Origin of the sequence: Thiocapsa imhoffii, assembly GCF_016583985.1 — a bacterium.
GTDB lineage: Bacteria > Pseudomonadota > Gammaproteobacteria > Chromatiales > Chromatiaceae > Thiocapsa > Thiocapsa imhoffii.
Window position 1 is genome coordinate 51,590 of the sequence record NZ_NRSD01000002.1, and the last position, 20,743, is coordinate 72,332.

General features: G+C 64.0%; 18 protein-coding genes and 1 tRNA gene. 11 read left to right on the forward strand and 8 right to left on the reverse strand.

What is annotated here, in order from left to right; genetic code table 11:
• Positions 1 to 402: 402 nt before the first annotated feature.
• The 5 genes from CKO25_RS02720 to CKO25_RS02740 all read left to right on the forward strand — a co-directional run bounded on the left by CKO25_RS02720 (position 403) and on the right by CKO25_RS02740 (position 3,609).
• Positions 403 to 1,647, forward strand: a complete 1,245-nt coding sequence (locus CKO25_RS02720) for a tyrosine-type recombinase/integrase (protein WP_200386398.1) — start codon at positions 403 to 405, stop codon at positions 1,645 to 1,647.
• A 120-nt stretch (positions 1,648 to 1,767) separates the two neighbouring features.
• Positions 1,768 to 1,968, forward strand: coding sequence for a helix-turn-helix transcriptional regulator (locus CKO25_RS02725; protein ID WP_200386399.1), 201 nt, complete (start codon positions 1,768 to 1,770; stop codon positions 1,966 to 1,968).
• Between the two features lie 9 nt (positions 1,969 to 1,977).
• Entirely contained in the window at positions 1,978 to 2,289 is a 312-nt protein-coding gene (locus tag CKO25_RS02730) for a helix-turn-helix domain-containing protein (protein WP_200386400.1), read from the forward strand.
• Positions 2,282 to 2,824: a hypothetical protein gene (locus tag CKO25_RS02735; RefSeq protein ID WP_200386401.1), complete on the forward strand. Its 543-nt coding sequence runs from the start codon at positions 2,282 to 2,284 to the stop codon at positions 2,822 to 2,824. Before CKO25_RS02730 ends, CKO25_RS02735 begins: the two co-directional genes overlap by 8 nt.
• 395 nt (positions 2,825 to 3,219) lie before the next feature.
• The gene (locus CKO25_RS02740) at positions 3,220 to 3,609 is read left to right on the forward strand and encodes a helix-turn-helix domain-containing protein (protein ID WP_200386402.1); all 390 of its coding nucleotides are present in this window, start codon (positions 3,220 to 3,222) and stop codon (positions 3,607 to 3,609) included.
• 162 nt (positions 3,610 to 3,771) lie between these two features.
• Here CKO25_RS02740 and CKO25_RS02745 read toward each other — a convergent pair whose 3' ends face one another.
• The 5 genes from CKO25_RS02745 to guaB all read right to left on the reverse strand — a co-directional run bounded on the left by CKO25_RS02745 (position 3,772) and on the right by guaB (position 8,586).
• Positions 3,772 to 4,419, reverse strand: coding sequence for a hypothetical protein (locus CKO25_RS02745; RefSeq protein ID WP_200386403.1), 648 nt, complete (start codon positions 4,417 to 4,419; stop codon positions 3,772 to 3,774).
• Positions 4,420 to 4,794: 375 nt separating this feature from the next.
• Positions 4,795 to 4,884, reverse strand: a tRNA-Ser gene (locus tag CKO25_RS02750).
• A 121-nt stretch (positions 4,885 to 5,005) separates the two neighbouring features.
• Positions 5,006 to 5,458, reverse strand: coding sequence for a tRNA adenosine(34) deaminase TadA (gene tadA / locus CKO25_RS02755; RefSeq protein WP_200386404.1), 453 nt, complete (start codon positions 5,456 to 5,458; stop codon positions 5,006 to 5,008).
• 24 nt (positions 5,459 to 5,482) lie between these two features.
• Positions 5,483 to 7,063 carry a glutamine-hydrolyzing GMP synthase gene (gene guaA, locus CKO25_RS02760; RefSeq protein ID WP_200386405.1) on the reverse strand — a complete coding sequence of 527 codons (1,581 nt, stop codon included), beginning with the start codon at positions 7,061 to 7,063 and terminating at the stop codon, positions 5,483 to 5,485.
• A gap of 56 nt (positions 7,064 to 7,119) precedes the next feature.
• Positions 7,120 to 8,586 (reverse strand): IMP dehydrogenase, encoded by a 1,467-nt coding sequence (gene guaB, locus CKO25_RS02765; RefSeq protein WP_200386406.1) that lies wholly within the window; start codon positions 8,584 to 8,586, stop codon positions 7,120 to 7,122.
• A 299-nt stretch (positions 8,587 to 8,885) separates the two neighbouring features.
• Between guaB and xseA the strand changes: the two genes are divergently transcribed.
• Complete coding sequence (gene xseA, locus CKO25_RS02770) at positions 8,886 to 10,289, forward strand: exodeoxyribonuclease VII large subunit (RefSeq protein ID WP_200386407.1); 1,404 nt, start codon at positions 8,886 to 8,888, stop codon at positions 10,287 to 10,289.
• Between the two features lie 42 nt (positions 10,290 to 10,331).
• On the opposite strand, the gene CKO25_RS02775 is transcribed toward xseA, so the two are convergent.
• From CKO25_RS02775 to CKO25_RS02785, 3 genes are all read right to left on the reverse strand, one after another.
• Positions 10,332 to 11,393, reverse strand: coding sequence for a lipocalin-like domain-containing protein (locus CKO25_RS02775; RefSeq protein ID WP_200386408.1), 1,062 nt, complete (start codon positions 11,391 to 11,393; stop codon positions 10,332 to 10,334).
• Between the two features lie 176 nt (positions 11,394 to 11,569).
• The gene (locus CKO25_RS02780) at positions 11,570 to 14,236 is read right to left on the reverse strand and encodes an FtsX-like permease family protein (protein ID WP_200386409.1); all 2,667 of its coding nucleotides are present in this window, start codon (positions 14,234 to 14,236) and stop codon (positions 11,570 to 11,572) included.
• A gap of 37 nt (positions 14,237 to 14,273) precedes the next feature.
• A complete protein-coding gene (locus CKO25_RS02785; RefSeq protein ID WP_200386410.1) occupies positions 14,274 to 14,945 on the reverse strand; it encodes an ABC transporter ATP-binding protein in 672 nt (223 codons plus the stop codon).
• Between the two features lie 134 nt (positions 14,946 to 15,079).
• Here CKO25_RS02785 and CKO25_RS02790 point away from each other — a divergent pair, with 134 nt between their 5' ends.
• From CKO25_RS02790 to CKO25_RS02810, 5 genes are all read left to right on the forward strand, one after another.
• On the forward strand, positions 15,080 to 15,796 hold the full coding sequence (locus tag CKO25_RS02790; protein ID WP_200386411.1) for a glutamine amidotransferase-related protein: 717 nt from the start codon (positions 15,080 to 15,082) through the stop codon (positions 15,794 to 15,796).
• 223 nt (positions 15,797 to 16,019) lie between these two features.
• Positions 16,020 to 16,997 (forward strand): acetyl-CoA carboxylase carboxyl transferase subunit alpha, encoded by a 978-nt coding sequence (gene accA, locus CKO25_RS02795; protein WP_200386412.1) that lies wholly within the window; start codon positions 16,020 to 16,022, stop codon positions 16,995 to 16,997.
• 4 nt (positions 16,998 to 17,001) lie between these two features.
• Positions 17,002 to 18,405: a tRNA lysidine(34) synthetase TilS gene (tilS, locus tag CKO25_RS02800; protein ID WP_200386413.1), complete on the forward strand. Its 1,404-nt coding sequence runs from the start codon at positions 17,002 to 17,004 to the stop codon at positions 18,403 to 18,405.
• Between the two features lie 327 nt (positions 18,406 to 18,732).
• A complete protein-coding gene (locus tag CKO25_RS02805; RefSeq protein WP_200386414.1) occupies positions 18,733 to 19,284 on the forward strand; it encodes a cytochrome b in 552 nt (183 codons plus the stop codon).
• A gap of 274 nt (positions 19,285 to 19,558) precedes the next feature.
• Entirely contained in the window at positions 19,559 to 20,737 is a 1,179-nt protein-coding gene (locus CKO25_RS02810; RefSeq protein ID WP_200386415.1) for an aspartate aminotransferase family protein, read from the forward strand.
• The last annotated feature ends 6 nt before the right edge of the window (positions 20,738 to 20,743 follow it).

A 20,743-nucleotide genomic window follows, 5' to 3' on the forward strand; every position in this document is an offset into this window, starting at 1 on the left:
GGCCAGTCTGGCGATCACCCGGTTCCTGTCGCTCGCTTGTTGGCGCAGATTCGGAGTATTCACGCTCAGCCAAAGGGCGTTGAGGTGAGCAAGGCCCCAAACTGAGCGTGGTGAAGCCGAGGGCGAGAGCCGAAAAGCAGTCTCGGATCGTCGATGCCAATTGCATCCCAGATGGCGGGGCGCAACAAAAAACGCGCCTGAAGGCGCGTCATGGCTGGGCAGCTGGCGGAGAGGGTGTCCGCTATCACACCGTCAAGGATGTCTCTTGCTGTCTTCCTGATGTCATCAAGTCCATGATCTAGCTAGGCTAGGTGTCCGCCATCATCCAACATCGTCTACACTAAGCCATGTCAGAGTGTGGGACGAAGTGTGGGATGACTCGAAACTAGCGCAGAGGATGACATGGCAAAATTGACGGCACGCACCATCACGACCGCAAAGCCGGGTCGCCATTCTGATGGCGGCGGTCTGCTCTTACAGGTGTCACCGACTGGTGTGCGCAAATGGATATTGAGATACCAGATCAGTGGTAGGCGACGCGATCTGGTTATGGGCCACTATCCCGAGGTCACCCTAGCGGCGGCACGCGCGAAGGCGGCGCAGCTGCGCTCCATGGCACGATCAGGTCAAGATCCTGCGATCCAACCCGCCACTCCCCTTGCAACCCCGACCTTCACGCAAGCAGCGGCGCGCTACATCCGCTCCCACCGACATGGTTGGAAGAATCGAAAACATGCTCGGCAATGGGTCGCCACGATGAAGACCTATGCAAGACCTATCATCGGCGCGAAGGCGGTCGATGCGGTCACGACCGAGGATATTCTCGCCATCCTCAAAGCCATCTGGACGACGAAGACCGAGACAGCGAAACGGGTTCAAGGCCGCGTCGAGAACATTCTCGACTGGTGCGCGGCGCGGCAGTATCGCGACCAGAGCAACCCGGCACGCTGGCGCGGCCATCTCGATCATCTTCTCCCGAAGCCGACGAAGGTGCGGCGCGTGCAGCATCACCCTGCAATGCCTTATACCGAGGTCCCGCGCTTCCTGGTCGAGCTGGCGGCGGTCGAAGGCGTGGCGGCACTGGCGCTCCGCTTCGCCATCCTGACCGCAACCCGCACCGGAGAGACTCTCGGCGCTCGGTGGGAGGAAATCGACCTTGAGGCGGCGGTCTGGACGATTCCCGCCGAACGGATGAAGGCCGCTCGCGAGCATCGTGTTCCACTGACCGAGGCGGCGCTGTCCATTCTGCGAGCACTCCCGCAAGTATCTGGTGAGGTCTGGGTCTTCCCGGGTGCGCGGCAAGGTCGACCGCTCTCGGCTATGGCGCTCCTCATGACCATGCGGCGGCTCGGCTATGGCGTCAATGGCACGCGCGGCGCCTATGTTCCGCATGGCTTCCGATCGAGCTTTCGAGACTGGTGCGGAGAGGTTTCGAGCTATCCGCGTGAGGTCGCAGAGGCGGCGCTCGCACACGTCAACGCTGATAAGGTCGAATCAGCCTACGCCAGAGGCGACCTATTCATGAAGCGGCGCCGATTGATGGCGGCATGGTCTGACTGGTGCGCGCGATCACCCGCCAGCGTGAGCAATTTCTCGAATCGCGCGCGTGGCACATCAAGATCGCATCAAGGCAACAATCGCACTTAGCACAAAATGTTGTGGCGCGCAAATCTGGCGCGCACAAGGGCTTGTGTCTATTGGAATGGAGCATAATCTGTTTACTGATATGGTAGGCGCACATCGTGTTCATAGGGCGCCTGACATATCATGTCCGCAACAACCCGCTTCATCCGCATCGCGCAAGTCTGCGACCGCGTCGGTCTGAAACGCGCGTGCATCTACCGATACATCAAACTCGGCAAGTTTCCGGCACCCGTCAAACTCGGGCCGCGCGCATCGGCATGGGTCGAGTCTGAGGTCGAAGACTGGCAGAAACAGCAAGTCATCGGCTCGCGCAAGGCCGCGTGAGGTGATTTCATGGCTGAGAGCAACCCAGACGAAAAGGCCGCGCTCGGTGCTGATCCGAGACGCGGCTCACAGAATGGTTTAGCAGAACGGTATTGTCCCGCACCATCACGTAGTTCGCAATGCGCGCGCTTGCTGCGGTATCTGCAGCACAAGGGGAGAGCGGACACCCGCGACATCCGCTCGGCGCTCGCCATCATGTCACCAGCGGCGCGTGTCTATGATCTGCGCCATCGGCACGGCCATGACATCACCTCAGTCCGCGACCGCATCACCGGCATTGCGACCTATGTGCTGATGGTGGGAGGTCGCAGCAATGCCTAGCGACGACCGACGCAGGGCCAAAGGCCGCAAGATCACCGGCACCTTTACCGCTCTCCCGCACCATGTCTTTCGGTCAAGCGGCGGCGCTTCTCCTCCTGTGGCGGTCTTGAGCAAAATGGCTCGGCTGCTCCTGATCGACGTGGCTCATCAATTCAACGGCAGCAATAACGGCAATCTGTCGATGGCGCCGAAAACGCTGGCGCCATATGGCTGGCGGAGTCGCGGCACGCTGGATAAGGCGATCGTTGAGTTAGTCGCGAAGGGCTTCCTGATGCAGACGCGACAAGGCGGTCGCAATCGCTGCAGTCTGTTCGCTATGACTTGGCACGGTATCGACCCAGGGCCACATGAGGCGCAGACCGATCCGGTCCCGTCTCGACTGTGGCTCTCCGATCGCGAACATTTGCGTGACCCGATCTTCGTCAGGCGCTGGCAGCAAGTGAAGACACGCGCCACCGAGGAAAAAAAGGCTTCCCGCGTGGCGGACAAGGCTTCCCGGGTCGCGGACAAGTCAGCCAAAAAGAAGGCCGCTTGAATGGCTAGCTTCCCGCGTGGCGGACAAGTCAAGGCGCTTAGTGAGGTTTGGCTTCCCGCGTGGCGGACACCTTTATAGCGGTACCATGTCTGTCCCAACGAACGTCAGTGAAGGTGGGACAGACATATCAACCCATAATCAGGGTCGCGGAGGTCCGAACGGGTCCCTGCTCCACCATCACCATGCGGTCAACGAAGCGACCGTAAAAAGCCGCTAGGCCCGCTCGGCGCGTCATATGCCACTACCCCACCATTGGCGCGTGACATCGGCTCAGAGAGACTGAAACAGCGCGCTATGGGTCCTCCTGGTATTACTCACGCGCCACTAATTTAGCCTGCGCACAATGGCCAGCCAGAAAAAAATGGTGCGATCTTGAATCTTGCAGAGGGTAATGCATGACCGACGCAATCGACATCACAAGCGGACTGACCGAGGCGCAGACCGAGGCGGCGAATCTGATCGCTCAAGGCGTCAAGGCTGTCGATGTCGCAGAGGCGGTCGGCGTCGATGAGTCGACCGTCTCACGCTGGCGGCGCAAGGCACCATTCGCGGCGCTGGTGCAGAGGATCAACAGCGAAGCGCATCTTGAGGTGATTGGTCGCATGACCGACCTGACGAATCGTGCTCTCGATGTCCTCGAAGATCTGCTCGATTATCGCCACGACCCGGGAGTCAAACTGCGCGCGGCAATCGCCATCGTCAACGCCAGTGGCATCACCCGCATGACCCGGGCATCGGCTCACGCTGCAGAGGCGGTCGAGCCTGATGGGGCGTCGATGACCTAAGCGGGTCCTCTTGGCAATTTTCAGGTGACCGATTTTTCCCGCCGTGTCGCGCGATCGTTTTCCGGTCTGCTATGGCTTGTTGAGAATTGCAGCGTTCCCAAATTTCCGAGGTTCCGCTCTTTTGGCAGATTCTCGCTGACTATGACAGGCAACATAGAGGGCTTACCTCAGAGGGCGATCTAGTTTCAGGTTGCCAAAAGCGTAGTGTCCCAAGCGCTTCCGATCTCGGCTGTCAAAGAAAAACACCATTTCTGCGTTAGGATGAGTCTGCTTGTTCCACTCCAGAAACGCCACGGCGATAACCCTTTTATACTCGAAGTCCATTTCGTGAAACTTGGGAGCGACATAGAGGCTAATCGAGCGTTGATCCTGTTCAAACCTCCTGACAACACCTTCACTGATGGATAACTGCACTATTTCTGAGAGGGGATCTGACGACAACTGTGATGCTGGCGTCTGGGCAGCGGTCGAGGACTGTGCTCGAGGTGAGTCTGAATTTGATCGCTGCGACTGAGGCTGTGTAGGCGCCGAAGATTGCGCGGTTGTTTGTGGAAGTCTGGGGCCACGTACAAGCGCTGCTCCATCGGGACATTCCTGTTCCGAAAAAAACCTCACCCCATCGGTGCGCTCGCAAACCCAGAGCCGACCTGTCAGCGGCGCATTGATAAACGTGGTTCCAACGGGACACCCAACCGTCTCCGCAAAAAACCGCGTGCCATCCTCCTCGCAGATCCAGACACGCTCTTGGGCTTGAAGTCCAGGTGATGCTGTCAACGCGTATATACCTACAGCACTCAGCAATTTTTTCATCTGGCAACCTCCATGATGTCTGCACAGCAAGCAAAAACGCGCTCCCAGGGAGTCAGGGAGTCAGGGAGTCAGGGAGTCAGGGAGTCAGGGAGTCAGGGAGTCACGCGTGGAGAATCTGAAGTTTTCTGTACCAGCATAATCGTGCACATCGCGCGCGCATGGAAACAAGATTTTCATCAGCGCCCGCGCTCCCAGAGCATCTGGTGCGATCTGCGATGGTTCGCACCGAGGTGTGCAGTGTCGATGCAGACTCTCCGACGAACGGCAGATCCCGCGAAAACGGGTCAAGCGCTGTCAGAGTGTGGGGCGAAGTGTGGGATGACTCACACTCCGATCTTGAAAAAATGTTTACGATTAGGATGTTGCAATTTTTTTTGGCGGAGAGGGTGGGATTCGAACCCACGGTACGCTCGCGCGTACACCTGATTTCGAGTCAGGCCCGTTCGGCCACTCCGGCACCTCTCCCGTGGCATCGGGTGGTTGAACGAAACGACCCAGTTGCCAAGCACGCTAGTGTATGCGGCTGCGATCTCCTTGTCCATGGTGACGCGCCTGTGCAGGCGCAATCACCGAGCCTCATCAGGGGTCAGCGGCGAGCGCGGAAGAAGGCGCGCAGCAGTTCGCCACAGGATTCCGCACCGACACCGCCACGGCAGCCGGTGCGGTGATTGAAGCGTTCATCCGATGGTAGGAGGTCGAAGCGACTGCCGCAGGCCCCAGCCTTCGGGTCAGGTGCCCCAAAGACGACCTCGGCGACGCGAGCATGGATGATGGCCCCGGCGCACATGACGCAGGGTTCGAGCGTGACGTAGAGGATGGTCCCGGGCAGTCGATAGTTCCGAGCCGCGGAGCCGGCGGCGCGTAAGGCTTGGATTTCGGCATGCGCGGTGGCATCGTGCGCGGCGATCGGACGATTCCAGCCGGTACCGATCAGGTTGCCGTCACGCACCAGGACGGCTCCCACCGGCACCTCGCCCTCGCGCGCGGCGCGCTCGGCGAGGGCGAGCGCCTGTGCCATCCAGTGCTCGTCGTCATTCATGCGCGCCGCTCCGACGAGCTCAACTCACTCCCATTCGATCGTGCCGGGCGGTTTCCCCGTGATGTCATAGACCACACGCGAGACATCCGGGATCTCGTTGACGATGCGGCGGCAGACGAGATCGAGAAAGTCATATGGAAGATGAGCCCAGCGTGCTGTCATGAAGTCGATGGTTTCGACCGCGCGCAGGGCGATGACATGCGCATACTGGCGATTGTCGCCAACGACGCCGACCGAACGGACTGGGAGGAAGACGGCGAAGGCCTGGGAGACCTGGTCATAGAGCTCGGCGCGGCGCAGTTCCTCGATGAAGATGTCATCAGCCCGTCGCAGGGTCTCGGCGTCTTCCCTGTGCACCTCGCCGAGGATGCGCACACCCAGCCCAGGGCCGGGGAAGGGGTGGCGATAGACCATCTCGGACGGGAGCCCGAGTTCAATGCCGATCTTGCGGACTTCGTCCTTGAAGAGTTCGCGGAGCGGTTCGATCAGCTTGAGGTTCATCTCCTCTGGCAGACCGCCGACATTGTGATGGGATTTGATGACCTTGGCCTTGCCCGTCTTGGCGCCGGCGGATTCGATCACGTCCGGGTAGATGGTCCCCTGTGCCAGCCACTGCACGTTCTCGAGCTTGCTGGCCTCGTCGTCGAAGACCTCGATGAAGGTGTTGCCGATGATCTTGCGTTTCTGCTCCGGATCCGTGATGCCCTTGAGTCGGCCCAGGAAACGATCCTCGGCATCGACGCGGATCACGCGCACGCCCATGTGGCGAGCGAAGGTGCGCATGACCTGTTCGCCTTCGCCGCGTCGCAGCAACCCATTGTCAACGAAGACACAGGTCAACTGGTCGCCGATGGCGCGGTGCAGCAAGGCCGCGACGACACTTGAATCCACGCCGCCGGAGAGGCCGAGCAGCACCGCATCCGTGCCGACCTGGCGGCGCACCGTTGCGATACTGTCCTGGATGATGTTGGTGGGTGTCCAGAGTCGCTGGCAACCGCAGATGTCGTGGACGAAGCGATCGAGGATGCGCTGGCCCTGACGGGTATGGGTCACCTCCGGATGGAACTGTACCCCATAGAAACGGCGTGTCTCGTCCGCGATCCCCGCGAGTGGCGCGTTGGCCGTTTCCGCAATCACCTGGAAGCCGTCGGGCAGGCTTTCGACCCGGTCGCCGTGACTCATCCAGACATCGAGCAGGCCATAGCCTTCGGGACTGGTGTGATCCTCGATGTCACGCAGCAGGGCGGAGTGACCACGTGCCCGCACCTGGGCATAGCCGTACTCCCGATGCGTCGCGGCGGCCACGCGGCCCCCGAGTTGCGCGGCCATGGTCTGCATGCCATAGCAGATGCCGAGGACGGGGACGCCCAGTTCAAAGACGCAAGGGTGCGCGCGTGGCGTCTCCTCTTCGTGAACCGATTGGGGTCCACCCGAGAGGATGATTCCACGGGGCGCGAAGTCGCGAATCACCGCCGCATCAAGGTCGAACGGATGCAACTCACAGTAGACCCCGGCCTCGCGGATACGGCGGGCGATCAATTGGCTGTATTGCGACCCGAAATCGAGGATCAGGACGCGCTCGGCGTGAATGTTGTGTGTTGACATGGGGCTCGGGGGGGCGGGTGAGGCCGGCCCGGTCGGCGGGCCGGCAGGCAACAGGCTCAGGTGTCGATACGGTAATTGGGGGCTTCTTTCGTGATCTGGACGTCGTGGACATGGGATTCACGCATCCCGGCGGCGCTGACGCGCACGAACTGCGGCTTGGTGCGCATCTCCTCGATCGTCGCGCAGCCGGTGTAGCCCATGCTTGAGCCCAAGCCGCCGATCAGTTGGTGGATCACGTTCAGCAGGCTGCCTTTGTAGGGAACGCGACCTTCGATACCTTCGGGTACGAGCTTCTCCTTCTCGGTGTTCTCCTGGAAATAGCGGTCACTCGAACCCTCGGTCGCGCCCATGGCGCCGATCGAACCCATGCCACGGTAGGACTTGTAGGACCGACCCTGGTAGATCTCGACCTCGCCCGGTGCCTCGTCGGTGCCGGCGAACAGTCCGCCAATCATCACGCTGTTCGCCCCTGCGGCGATGACCTTGGCAATGTCGCCCGAAAAGCGCAGTCCACCGTCGGCAATCAGGGGGACTCCGGTGCCGGCGAGCGCCTCGGTGACGTTGGCCACCGCGGTGATCTGCGGCACCCCGACCCCGGCGACGATGCGCGTGGTGCAGATGGAACCCGGACCGATGCCGACTTTCACCGCATCGGCGCCGGCCGCGACGAGCGCATGCGCCGCCTCGGCGGTGGCGATGTTGCCACCGATCACCTGCAGATCGGGGTAGTGCGCCTTAGCCCAGGCGACCCGATCCAGAACCCCCTGGGAGTGCCCATGGGCGGTGTCGACGACGATGACATCGACGCCGGCCTCGACCAGCGCGGCGATGCGCTCGTCCGTCCCCTTGCCGACGCTCACGGCGGCACCGCAGCGCAGCCGCTCCTGGGCGTCGCGCGACGCCTTCGGGAAGTCCTTGGCCTTCTGGATGTCCTTCACGGTGATGAGTCCGCGCAGCTCGAAGCGATCGTTGATCACCAGCACCTTTTCGATGCGGTGCTCATGGAGCAGTTGCACGACCTTCTCGCGAGTCTCGCCCTCGCGCACCGTAACCAGCCGCTCCTGTGGGGTCATGATGGTCGAGACCGGTTCGGACATGCGCGTCTCGAAGCGCAGATCGCGACCCGTGACGATGCCCACCAAGCGGCCATGCTCGGTGACCGGCACGCCGGAGATGTTATGGGCGCGGGTGAGTTTCAGGACCTCGCCGATGCTGGTCTGGGGCGCGACCGTGATGGGGTTGCGGATGATGCCGCTCTCGTAGCGTTTCACGGCCATGACCTCACGGGCCTGCCGCTCGGGACTCATGTTTTTGTGAATGATGCCGATGCCGCCCTCGAGGGCCATGGTGATGGCGAGGCGCGCCTCGGTCACCGTGTCCATCGCGGCCGAGACGAGCGGGATCTTGAGCGCAATGCCGCGTGTGAGTTTGGTCTGGAGATCGACCTCGTTCGGAAGCACCCTGGAATGTGCCGGAACGAGAAGAACATCGTCGAAGGTGAGTGCTTCCTGGATCAGGCGCATGAGCGACTCCGCAGTCAGGGACTGAACGGGAAAGTAACCCGTAATGATAGGATTTCAAGCAGGACTGGTAAACTGAATTTATTGTGTGTGGTGCGCGGTCTTGGCCAGGATCCGCCATGGGACCGGGCCCGCGGGGCGCCGCGCCCCGCCCCGAGTTCGGACCGGCCGCTCGGACCGGCGGCTGTGACCGGGGGTTCAGGCCAGTCTGTTTTGGTTCGCCGTGAATCGCCTGATGCGTGAGCCCCAGAACACCGCGGCATGGCAGCGGCTTCTTTCAGCGTTGATGTGGGATGGGTCTGATGTCTCGAACTTCCTTGCGGCATGCGATCGACGACACGCGTGACATCTACAGTGTGGCCCGGTTGGCCAGCGAGGTTCGCGCCGTGCTCGATGGCAGCTTCCCCATCCTGTGGGTCCAGGGTGAGATCTCGAATCTCGCACAGCCCTCCTCGGGTCATATCTATTTCACGCTCAAGGACGCGGTGGCGCAGGTTCGCTGCGCGATGTTTCGCCCGAAGCGCATGCTCCTGCGCTGGCACCCGGAGAACGGTCAGACGGTGCTGGCGCGGGCACGGGTGACCCTGTTCGAACCGCGTGGTGACTTTCAGTTGGTGGTCGATCACCTGGAGCCGGGTGGCGAGGGTGCCTTGCGGCTCGAATTCGAGCGACTGAAACAACAGTTGGCCGCCGAGGGCTTGTTCGAGGAACGTCGCAAGCGTGCGCTACCCGAGTTTCCACGCCAGGTCGGCTTGATCACGTCGCCGACGGGGGCCGCGCTGCGCGATCTGCTCGCGGTGCTGAAGCGGCGCTGCGCCGCGCTGCCCGTGATGATTTATCCAGCCTTGGTGCAGGGTGAGGCCGCTCCCGCATCCTTGCTGTCCGCGTTGCGGGTGGCGAATGAACGTGCCGAGTGCGACGTGCTGATCCTGGCGCGTGGGGGTGGTTCGCTCGAAGACCTTGCGGCCTTCAATGATGAAGCCCTGGCACGGGCAATCCGGTCCTCGGCGATCCCCGTGGTGACAGGGATCGGGCACGAGATCGATATCAGCATCGCCGACCTGGTCGCCGATCGGCGCGCGGCCACCCCCTCGGCCGCGGCCGAGCTGGTCGCCCCCTCCGGTGAGCATCTGCGGCAACGGGTGGTGGCTTTGACAGCGCGACTGCGGATCGCACAAGCACGCCGGCATGAGGCCGCACGGCAGCGTGTGAACGCCGTGGTTCGCCACCTGACGCTTTTGCATCCGGCAGCACGCCTCCAGCAGCGGGCGCAACGCCTCGATCAACTCGAACAGCGTCTGGTCGCGCTCCTCGAGCGACGGCTCACGCAGGCCCAGGAGCGGCTGCGCCCGCTCGCGACCCGGCTGGCGCTGAGATCGCCACAACACCGGCTCGAGGGGCTGCGCCTGAGCCTGCTTGCCCTGCAGCGGCGTCTCCTCCAGGGGCAGGGCCGGGTGGTCGAGTGGCAGCGGGAACGCTTGGCGCGCGCCGCTGCTGGTTTGCAGGCACGGAGTCCGCTGGCGACGATTGCGCGTGGGTATGCCATCGTGACTCGCCTGCCGGAGGGCGACATCGTGCGCGCACCCGAGCAGGCCCCGCCTGGGACGCGGATCGCCGCGCGCCTCGCGCAGGGGACGGTGCACGCCGTTGTCGAGTCAGCGAGTCCGAGCCCAGTGCCCGCGAGGCGTGACGCGGATCGGTCCTGAGCCGCGTATTCTCCGAGCGGGGCCGGAACACTGGGGGCTGAGTCAGAACCGAGCGTGTTGCCCGTAGCCCGTCATTTCGAGATATCCACGTCCGATCTCCTGCTCCTCATCGAAGAGGGTCACGGCGCCTTCCCAGTAGAGGATCCCGGTGGAGGGGCGTGCGTCGAGTTCCTGGTCGTCCATCAAGGGTTCGAGTCGTAGGATGCGTCCGTCAAGATCGAGTTCCCAGCTGACCGGATAGGTCGCGCCAGTGCGTGGGGATTGCCAGTGACGTCGTGCCCGGAAACGGACCTCCTCCGGGGCAAGTGCTTGGGTGCTTCCGGATGGGTCGGTCAGAGTGCCCGCCGACCAGAGGGCGGTGCCATCATCGCGACGCATCTGGAAGGCCATGAGCGCGCCGCCATCGTGCAGGTTGATCCCGATCCAATCCCAGCCCTGGGCGTCGTCCGGCATGATCTCGCTCGACCACTCGTGGTCGAGCCAGGCCCGCCCGGTGACCTCCAGGTCACGGTCCCGCACACGGATCTGGCCGCTCACCGCGAGCTGAGGGCGGCTGTAGTAATAGCTCGCATGAGTCAGCTGTGGTGTTTTCTGGCTGAATCCCGCGCGCCCGTTGAGGACGGTGGGGATCGTTGGGGTCAAGGTAAGGTCGAGTGCAAAGCTATCCGCGGCAATGCGTGTGCGATAGCCTTCATCCCCGTCTGGTGGCCCCTTGAGCACCAGATCCCAATCCCGGATCCAAGCCTGGGTGCGCGCGACGGCGGCACCCGCAAGGGGTTCGAGCGCGCGCTCGAGACGCGCGTCATGCAACAGTCGGCCAATCGCCGGATCGGCGATCGCCGCGTGTGCGATGAGGAGTTGGCGGGGTGCGAAACGGCTTGGATTGTCGGCGCCGATCCCGGTCGCGACCCGGAAGAAGGTGACTTGAAAGCCCCGCTCGGCGCCGCTGGTGTCGGTCAACCAACCGGTGACATACCACCACTCGATGCGATGGTCGGGGTGTGCCCCCGTATCTTGCGGGAAGCTGAGGACGCGGCCCTCGAGAACGGGTGCGAAATCCTCCGCCGCGACCCCTGTCCAGAACAAGAGGGTGAAGACGAGCATCAGGATCCGCTCGCGGGTGACACGACTTGGGCTGGCGCGGCGCGACCGCGGCGTGCGGTCTGGCCGACCGGGTCGGGTTGGCCCGACTGGGTGAGGCCTGAAGGGTCGAGGACAGCTGTGGAGCGGACGGCACCGCCCTTGGCTGCGCCATTGCTCGAGCGCGGTGGAGCCCGCCATCACCAGTCTTCTCGAACCGCGAGCACGGCGTCTTGACGCATGGCCTCGCGGCCCGAGAGCCGCGCCGCGAGGGCGGCGAGGATGATCAGTGTCAGGGCGAACACCGCCAGGACGCCTGTGGGGATCTGGATGTCCATGCTCCAATGAAAGCTCTGCCGGTTGACGACCTCGATCAGGATGATCCCGATCGCGCCGCCCGCCGCGAGCCCGACGAGTACACCGACGCCGGCGGTCAGCGCCGCCTCGGTCGCGAGTAGGGCGCCGATCTGCCGCCGCTCGAGACCAAGATGTCGCAGAATACCAAATTCCTTGCGCCGACTCGTCGCCAATGCGGCGAAGGTGGTGCCGATGCCGAATAGCCCGATCATGACCGCCACGGCCTGCATCAAATAGGTCACCAGGAAGGTGCGATCGAAGACCTCAAGGATCATCCCGCGCAGGGCCTCCGGTCGGATCATCTCGCTGACCCGCTCGCCGAGCGTGTCGCGTACCGTCTGCATCACCGCCTCCGGGTCCGCGCCGTCGGCCAGGAAGAGACCGAGGTCATTGGTGAGCCGATCCTGCGTGATGGCGCGGAAGTCATCGAGCTCGATCACGATTGCGCCCTGCTGTCGTGCATAGTCGCGCCAGATCCCATCAATCCGAAACCCATGCAGGGCCTCGCCTAGGGGCAGGTCGAGCCGATCGCCGAGCCCGAGTTCGCCGCGATCGGCCAGCGCCTCGGAGATCCAGGCGGGCGGCAGCGCGGAGCGTGAGGTCAACGTGGTGGCCACAGTCGGGTCGGCGGGCCGGCTCGAAGCGGTGATGCGGCCTGCGACCAGCGGCAGCCCTGAGGTTGTGCTCACCGGGCGCGCGATCAACTCAACCGGTTCCGGCAGCCGGTCGAGACGCACGGTTTCGAAACGCACCGGCCGCACGCCGACGACGTCCGGGAGGGCGCTGACCCGCGCCACCGCATCCTCATCCAGGGCTCCGCTCGCCGTCGCAGCGGAAGCGCGCAGATAGAGATCGGCCGGCAACATGGTCCCGAGCCAGGCGTCGAGGGAGTCGCGAAACGAGGCGACCATAATGACCATGGACACCGCCAGGGCGACACTGGCGACGACACCCGCGCCTGCGATCACCGCTTGACCTGGGGCCGCGGCGAGACGGGCGCGCGCCAAGCGTGGGATCAGTCCGTGCCCGTTGCCGAGCAACCGCATCGCGACGCCGGTCATGCCGGGCAGGGCGAGCACGGCGCCGAGCAGCAGGAGGGCCACGGCGAGATAGCCGAACACTGGGATACCCTGGACGGGCGGCAACACACAGAGCCCGGCCGCGAGCAGGAGTGTGGCGCTCGTTAGGCGCCAACGCGGGTGCGCCCGATAGGACTCGGCTTCGTCGCCGGCGCGCAGTGCCCGGGCCGGGCACATCCGCGCCGCCTCGCGTGCGGGGAACCAGGCCCCGATGATGCCGGCGCAGATACCCAGACCGAGATAGAGCAGGGTCAGGAACGGTTCGAAGCGCAACGGTGGGGCCAGGCCGCGAAAGAACCCAGGTCCCAGATCGCCGCCGAGGACGCGGAAGGCCAGCGCCGTCATGAGGTATGCGAGGACCACTCCGAGCAGGCCGCCGATAAGGCCGAGCGTCGCCCCTTCGGCGAGCAGCGCGCGCCAGAGGAACCGGCGGTCGAGCCCAAGGGCGCGCAGCAGGGCGAACTCCTGGCGCCGGCGCACGACGGAGAGCCATTGCGCCGAGAAGACCAGGAAACCGCCCGTCACCAAGGCAATGGCCGCGAGCATGGTCAGATTGACGCGGTAGGCACGCGAGAGACCCAGCGCCTCGGAGGCGGCGTCTGCTGGTGTCAAGGCGCGCAGGCCAGCCGGTAACTCCGCGTTTAAGAGGGCTTGCGCCGCCTCACGCGTGATCCCGGGGGCGAGACGTAGATCCACGCGGGTGAGACGCCCGATCCGCTCGAAGGTCTGCTGTGCCGCGCCGATGTCCATAACGGCGAGCGCGGTGCCAACGCCGGCACCGGGAACCGAACCGGCGTAGCGCAGATGACGCTCGCTGAGCCCCACCTGGACCGCGATGGTGGCGCCCGGTGCTGGTGTGATCTGGCGGGCCGCGGTTGGGCTGAGAAAGAGTGCATCCGGGCGCAAGACGGCCAGCCGGTCGGGGCCATCCGTCGCGACGGTTCGCGGCGGCGCCGCGGCCTGATCAGATGACGCCGTGGCATCTGGATCGCGGTTCGGATGCGGCGCATCCGTGCGCGCCGGATCCGCATCATCGGTGCGGTCGACGCGAGGCAATAAGGCGGGCGTGATCGCCCCGACGCGAAAGAGATCGAGACCGATGATGCGCAGAGTCCTGTCCTGACCAGGCAGACGGGCCTCGATCTCGAGCAAGGGGCTCGCAACAGCCACTTCGGGGCGTTGGGCCAGCCATAGATACCAGTCGTCATCGAACCCGGCGCGGGCGCCGACCACTTGCAGGTCGGCCTCGCCCCCGAGCAGACGCAGACCACGACCGAATTCGTCCAGTGCGGTGGCATGGATGAGTTGCACGGCCAGGCCGAGCGCGACGCCGAGCGTCATTGCCAGCAATGTCAGGGCGGTGGCAAGGGGTCGGCGCCAGAGGCTGGCAAGAAAGAGGTGGCGCAGGAGGGGGTGGCGTGTGAACGCCATCCGCCAGTGGACTCTTCGGCTCATGGGTTTGGTCGCGTCAGTCCGGTTCGGGGATCAGGCCATCGCGGGTCAGGCGCAGGGTGCGGTCGGCGAAGCTCGCGGCCAGCTGCGAGTGGGTGACCAGGATCCCGATCGCCTGACTGGCCCGAATGCCTTCGAAGAGGAGTTCGAGGACGGCCCGGGCGCGTTGCGGGTCGAGATTCCCGGTTGGTTCATCGCAGAGCACCAGGGCGGGCTCATGCACCAGGGCCCGGGCGATGGCCACGCGCTGCATCTCCCCGCCGGAGAGATGGCGCGGCCAGTCATGGCCCCGGCGCGCAAGTCCCACCCGCTCGAGCATGGCGCGGGCGCGCCGCTCGGCGTGCGCCTCGGTTTGCCCGAGCAGCCAGAGCGGCAGGGCAACGTTCTGGACCAAGGTCAGATGCGGCAACAAATGAAAGGCCTGGAACACGAACCCGAGCTGGCGCCGACGCAGCTGTGCCAAGTCGTCCTCGGCGAGCCGCGTGAGGTCTACCCCAGCGAGTCGGATCCGCCCCTGCGCAACGGGTTCGAGGCCGGCGATGCAGTTGAGCAGGGTCGATTTACCGACGCCCGATTCGCCCATGATGGCCACCGATTCACCCGGTGCAAGCTGCAGTGAAACCCGCTGAAACAGCGGTTCTCCGGGCATTGGGCCGAACCCTTTCGCGAGATTCTCGATTGCGAGCATGGTGTCGAATTCCCGTTGCGATCCGCCGTGCCCGGTCACTGTATCATCAACTCGCGGCTGGACACCGGCCGAAGCAAGCACCGATCATAGCGGTTGTTGCAACGCCCATCGCTGCGGGTGATGAGGAGTCCTCGGTGAAGGTTCACGTTCTTCAACATGTGCCATTCGAAGACATCGGTGCGATCGCCGACTGGCTGCGTGCACGCGGTGCTCAGTGGAGCTACACCCGCTTCTATGACGAGGCAACCTTACCGGTGCACCTTCAGGAGCTGGATCTGTTGATTCTCATGGGTGGGCCCATGAGCGTCAACGACACCGCGCAACTGCCGTGGTTGGAGCCTGAGAAGGAGTTCGTGCGCAGGGCGATCGAGCAGGGCATCCCGACGCTCGGCATCTGTCTCGGCGCGCAACTCATCGCCAGTGCGCTCGGTGCTCGGGTCTACCCAAATCTTGAGAAGGAGATTGGGTGGTTCCCGGTATCCGCCGTGCGGGAGAACGCCGTCCAGCCCGCGCCTGCCTGGGGTTTTCCGCCCGCGATTCCGGTCTTCCACTGGCATGGGGAGACCTTCGATCTCCCTCCCGGTGCGACCCGGTTGGCCTTCAGCACGGCCTGTGCGAACCAGGCGTTCCACCTCGGGGAGCAGGTGCTCGGGCTGCAGTTCCACCTCGAGACGACGCCGGTCACGGCCGCGGCCATCATCGAGCAGTGTCGCGATGAGCTGGTTCCTGGACCCTGGGTGCAGAGTGAAACGACCCTGCTCGGTGCCGCGCCCAGTCTCTACCACAATGCCAACGCGCTCTTGTTCCAATTGCTCGAGCGCCTCGTCTCTGCTCGTTACCCCGCGGGTTGAGCCGGCCCGAGCTGAGTCAAGCGCGGTGGGCATCGAGCCAGCCGGTTGCATTGCCACTCGCACGCAGGCAAGCAGCGGGCACTGCTCGCGACCCAGTCATGGGGTGCGCCAATGACGGCATCCAGCTGCGCTCCCTGCAACCTGGCGCGCTCCAGGTTGCAGGTTGAACTTCGGCGTGCGCGGTGCGAGACTCGCGCTCGTTTTCACTGATGGCGCGATGGTTATGGATCTGAATTATCTCGACTTCGAACAGCCCATTGCCGAGCTCGAGGCTAAGATCGAGGAACTGCGGTTGGTGCGTTTCGACAGCGAGCTCGATATCCAAGAGGAGATCGAGCGACTGCAGACGAAATGCATCGCCTTGACCGAGTCGATTTTCTCCTCACTCTCGCCGTGGCAGATTTCGCAGCTCTCGCGTCACCCACTGCGGCCCTATTTCCTCGATTATACGCGGCGGATCTTCGATGAGTTCCATGAGCTACATGGTGATCGAGCCTTCGCCGATGATCAGGCCATTGTCGGGGGGTTGGCGCGGATCGATGGCCGTCCGGTGGTGGTGATCGGCCATCAGAAAGGCCGTGATACCAAAGAGAAGATCATGCGCAACTTCGGCATGCCGCGCCCGGAGGGATACCGCAAGGCGCTGCGTCTGATGGAGCTGGCGGAGCGGTTCAGTCTGCCGATCCTCACCTTTATCGACACCCCGGGGGCCTATCCGGGCGTCGGCGCCGAGGAGCGGGGTCAAAGCGAGGCGATCGCGCGCAATCTGCGCGAGATGTTCCGGCTGCGGACCCCGATCCTCTGTACCGTGGTCGGCGAAGGTGGGTCGGGCGGGGCGCTGGCCATCGGGGTTGGCGACTGGCTCGGGATGCTGCAGTTCGGCACCTATTCGGTGATCTCGCCGGAGGGCTGCGCCTCGATTCTCTGGAAGAGTTCGGAGAAGGCACAGTTGGCGGCCGAGGCGATGGCGATCACCTCCGACAAATTGCTCGAACAAGGTCTGATCGATCAGATCATCAAGGAACCCCTGGGTGGGGCGCACCGCAATCCCGATGCGATGGCCGCCTCCATCAAAGCGGCCCTGTTGTCACGTCTTGATGAGTTGTGTGGGTTGGATCCGGATATTCTGGTGGCGCAACGCTACGCGCGCTACAAGGCCTATGGCAAGTTCAAGGACGAGCGCGTCGTGGCGGCGCGGTGAGGCGATGACCGGGTTCGTCCCCGGCCGGCTTGTGGCCGATCTTGATCGGCTCGCGCCGGTCGCTGAGTGTTGGCTCGCGTTTAGCGGTGGACTGGACTCGACGGTGTTGTTGCATGCCTTGCATGCGGTGCGTGCCGACCTCCCGGGTCGACTGCGCGTCATCCATCTCGATCACGGACTGCATCCCGACTCAGCGCGCTGGGCCGCTCATTGCCGAGCGGTCTGCGAAAACCACGACTTGCCCTTTGAGGTGCAGCGTCTCAACCTCCAACCGGTCGCGGGTATGAGTGTCGAGGCGCTGGCGCGCACGGCTCGCTATCGGGCGTGCGCGGCGCGCTTGCAGCCTGGCGATCTCCTGCTGACCGCCCACACGCAGGACGATCAAGCCGAAACCCTCCTGCTGGCCTTGATCCGTGGCAGTGGGGTGCAGGGTCTGGCCGCGATGCCAAGCGTGACAGCGCTGGGCCTGGGACGTTTGGCGCGGCCGCTCCTCGGGGTGTCGCGCGCCGCCTTAGCCGCTTACGCCAAGGCGCAGGGGTTGCGTTGGATCGATGATCCCAGCAACGATGCGTTGTGGCTGGATCGCAATCTGCTTCGCCACCGCGTCATGCCGCTGCTGCGCAGGCGCTGGCCGGCGGTCTCCGAGACCTTGGCGCGTTCGGCCAACCATTGTGCGGAGGTTGCCCTGTGGGTCGATGCGTTGGCGTCATCGCAACTGGCGGAGACGCGCGGAACCCGGCCGGGAACCCTTGACTGCCGTATCCTCGCATCCCTCGCGCGTCCCGAGCAAAAGGCGGTCCTCCGACTCTGGATTCGGCAACGCGGCTTTGCGCTGCCGAGCACGCGCGTCCTGGAACGGGTGCTTGAGGAGATCCTCCCGGCGGGCCCGGATGCCGACCCGCTCGTGGCCTGGTCAGGCTGCGAGATCCGTCGCTATCGTCATGATCTCTTTGCTATCCCACCCCTGCCGCTGCCGCCCAGCGGGGCGCTCGACTGGTCCCCGGACCAGCAGCGGGCAGGTTTGCGTCTGCCGCCGCCGCTGGGGCAACTGCGCTGGATTCACGCGCCGTTCGAGCGCATGGAGTCCAGCGCGCGTTTCGGTGAAGGCGATGCCATGACGGTTCGTTTCGGGGTGCGCGGTGCCCTCTGCCGGGTGCGCACGGGCGGTCCGCGCCGTGCGTTGAAAAAGGTCTTTCAGGATGCGGCAATCCCCCGCTGGGTGCGTCCGTTCGTGCCCCTCGTCTTCCTGGGTGAATCCCTGATCGCCATCGCGGGTGTTCGCGGCTGTGTCGCGGACTGTCCCGGGCCAACGGCGATCCCCGCGCTCGAGTGGATCGAGCACCCCTGGAGCGATCTGGAGCTGTTCAGGCACGACGAAACCAGCTTGACCGGAGTCGCCGCATCATAATGTCTGGTCGCGAAGTCCTAGCCCGGATCGAGTAAGTGAGCGGTGATCCGCAGCGTCTCCTGGCGACTGAATCGCCACAGCGGCTCGGCATTCTGCGCGGATCACGCCCTAGAGTGTCGAGGAAACGAGCGGTTATACTCGCGCCCGTCGACCGTGTTGAATGGGAGACGCGCGCCAGACTTTGGGTGGCGAGTCATCCTAGTGTGCCGACAGAAGTGATCGACGACGCGATCACGTATCCCTCGATCCTTTTCGCGGAGACGTTCGCTCGTTCATGCCGCGGGTGAGATCCTGTTCCGCACCAATCCTGAGTCCACGGAGGATGCTATGGAGACCTTGCGCTATACCCTTGTTCAACGACTGTTGCATTGGATCATCGTCCTGCTTGTTCTGGGTCTGCTGGTCATCGGCACGATCTTGGCGAATGTGGGCTACGACAAGCTTGTCGAGCTGGTTGGGTCCGATATCACGAACCTGCTCTACACCTATCACAAGACCTTTGGTGTGCTGGTGCTGGCGCTCATGTTGCTGCGTCTGATCCTGCGGCAGGTCTTTCGCCCACCGGCCTATCAACCCGAGCTTAACCGCGTCGAACATGCGGTCGGGCTCCTCACGCACACGCTGTTCTATACCGCCTTGATCGCGATCCCGATCTTTGGCTGGTTGGGCACGGCGGCGGGTGGTTTTCCCGTGCAGTTCTTCGATTGGACCTTGCCGGGCTTGATCGGTCGGAACGATGAGCTGAGTGGTGCCTTCTTCCAGCTTCATGCGCTGATCAGTTGGATCCTCATTGGGTTGATCCTGCTCCACACCGGGGCGGCCCTCTATCATTGGCGGGTCAAGCGTGATGGGGTGATGCAGCGGATGAGTCTAATGTGATCGCGGTGCGGTGGAGCCGGCGCGCAATCAGGCGGAGGCCCTGAACGGGGTCGTACGGAGCATCTCGGCAAGGCCGTTGCCGCGCTGGCGCGTGGGGTCCGGATGAGGTCCCCCGTGCGTGCGCCCGTTTGGTTTGGGGACTGAGTGCACGCCGGATCTTGTCGCTGAGGTTCGTTTCGCGTTATATTTCGCGGCTTCGCCTTTGAGTCGAGGCGGTTTCCGTTTCGAGGAACCGCCTTTTTTGTTTTGTTGCGCACTAGCGGGGTCAATCGCGATGAGCGAACCCTTGATGGCCACCTACCGACGTCTACCCGTAGCCTTTGCGCGCGGAGAAGGGGTTTGGCTCTGGGATACCGAGGGTCGACGCTACCTTGACGCGCTCTCGGGCATCGCCGTGTGTGGGCTAGGCCATGCGCATCCAGCCGTTCGCGATGCCCTCTGTGAGCAAGCCGGCGTGCTGCTGCATACCTCCAATCTTTATCGCATCACCGAGCAGGAACGGCTCGGCGCCATGCTGACCGCGCAGGCCGGAATGGAGCGCGTCTTCTTCGCCAACTCCGGCGCCGAGGCGAACGAGGCCGCGATCAAACTCGCGCGACTCCACGCTCACCGCCAGGGCATCGAGAACCCGGCGATCTTGGTCATGGAGAATAGTTTCCACGGCCGCACCCTGGCCACGCTCTCGGCGACGGGCAACCGCAAAGTCCAGGCCGGCTTCGAGCCCTTGGTGCAAGGCTTCGTGCGTGTTCCCTACAACGACATTGCGGCAATCGAAACCGCTGCCTCGAATCGTCCGAACATCGTTGCGATCTTGGTCGAACCGATCCAGGGCGAGGGTGGAATCCGGATTCCGGCGGCCGATTATGGGGAACGGTTGCGTGCCCTATGCGACCGCCACGGCTGGTTGCTGATCTGCGACGAGATCCAAACCGGCATGGGGCGCACTGGACGTTTTTTCGGACACGACCACAGTGGGGCCGCCCCCGACGTGGTCACCCTGGCCAAGGGGCTCGCCAATGGCGTACCGATTGGGGCCTGTCTCGCGCGCGGTGCCGCGGCCGAGGTGCTAGGCCCCGGGACGCACGGTTCGACCTTTGGCGGGAATCCGCTGGTCTGTCGCGCCGCGCGTGCTGTGTTGGACACCATGGCCGCCGACGACCTCATCGCCAACGCCGAGACTCAAGGGGCCTATTTACTCCAAGGGTTCCGCGAGCGGCTGGCCGAAGTGCCGGGTGTGGTCGAAGTGCGTGGCCGCGGCTTGATGCTGGGGATCGAGCTGGACCGGCCCTGTGCCGACCTCGTCGCGTTGGCCCTGGCGGCTGGACTCTTGATCAATGTGACGGCGGAACGAGTCGTGCGGCTCTTGCCGCCGTTGATCCTTGAGCGCCCCGAGGCCGATCAATTGCTCGATCAACTTGGGGAGTTGATCGAGCGGTTTTTGCGCGATGCCTGAGCCCCG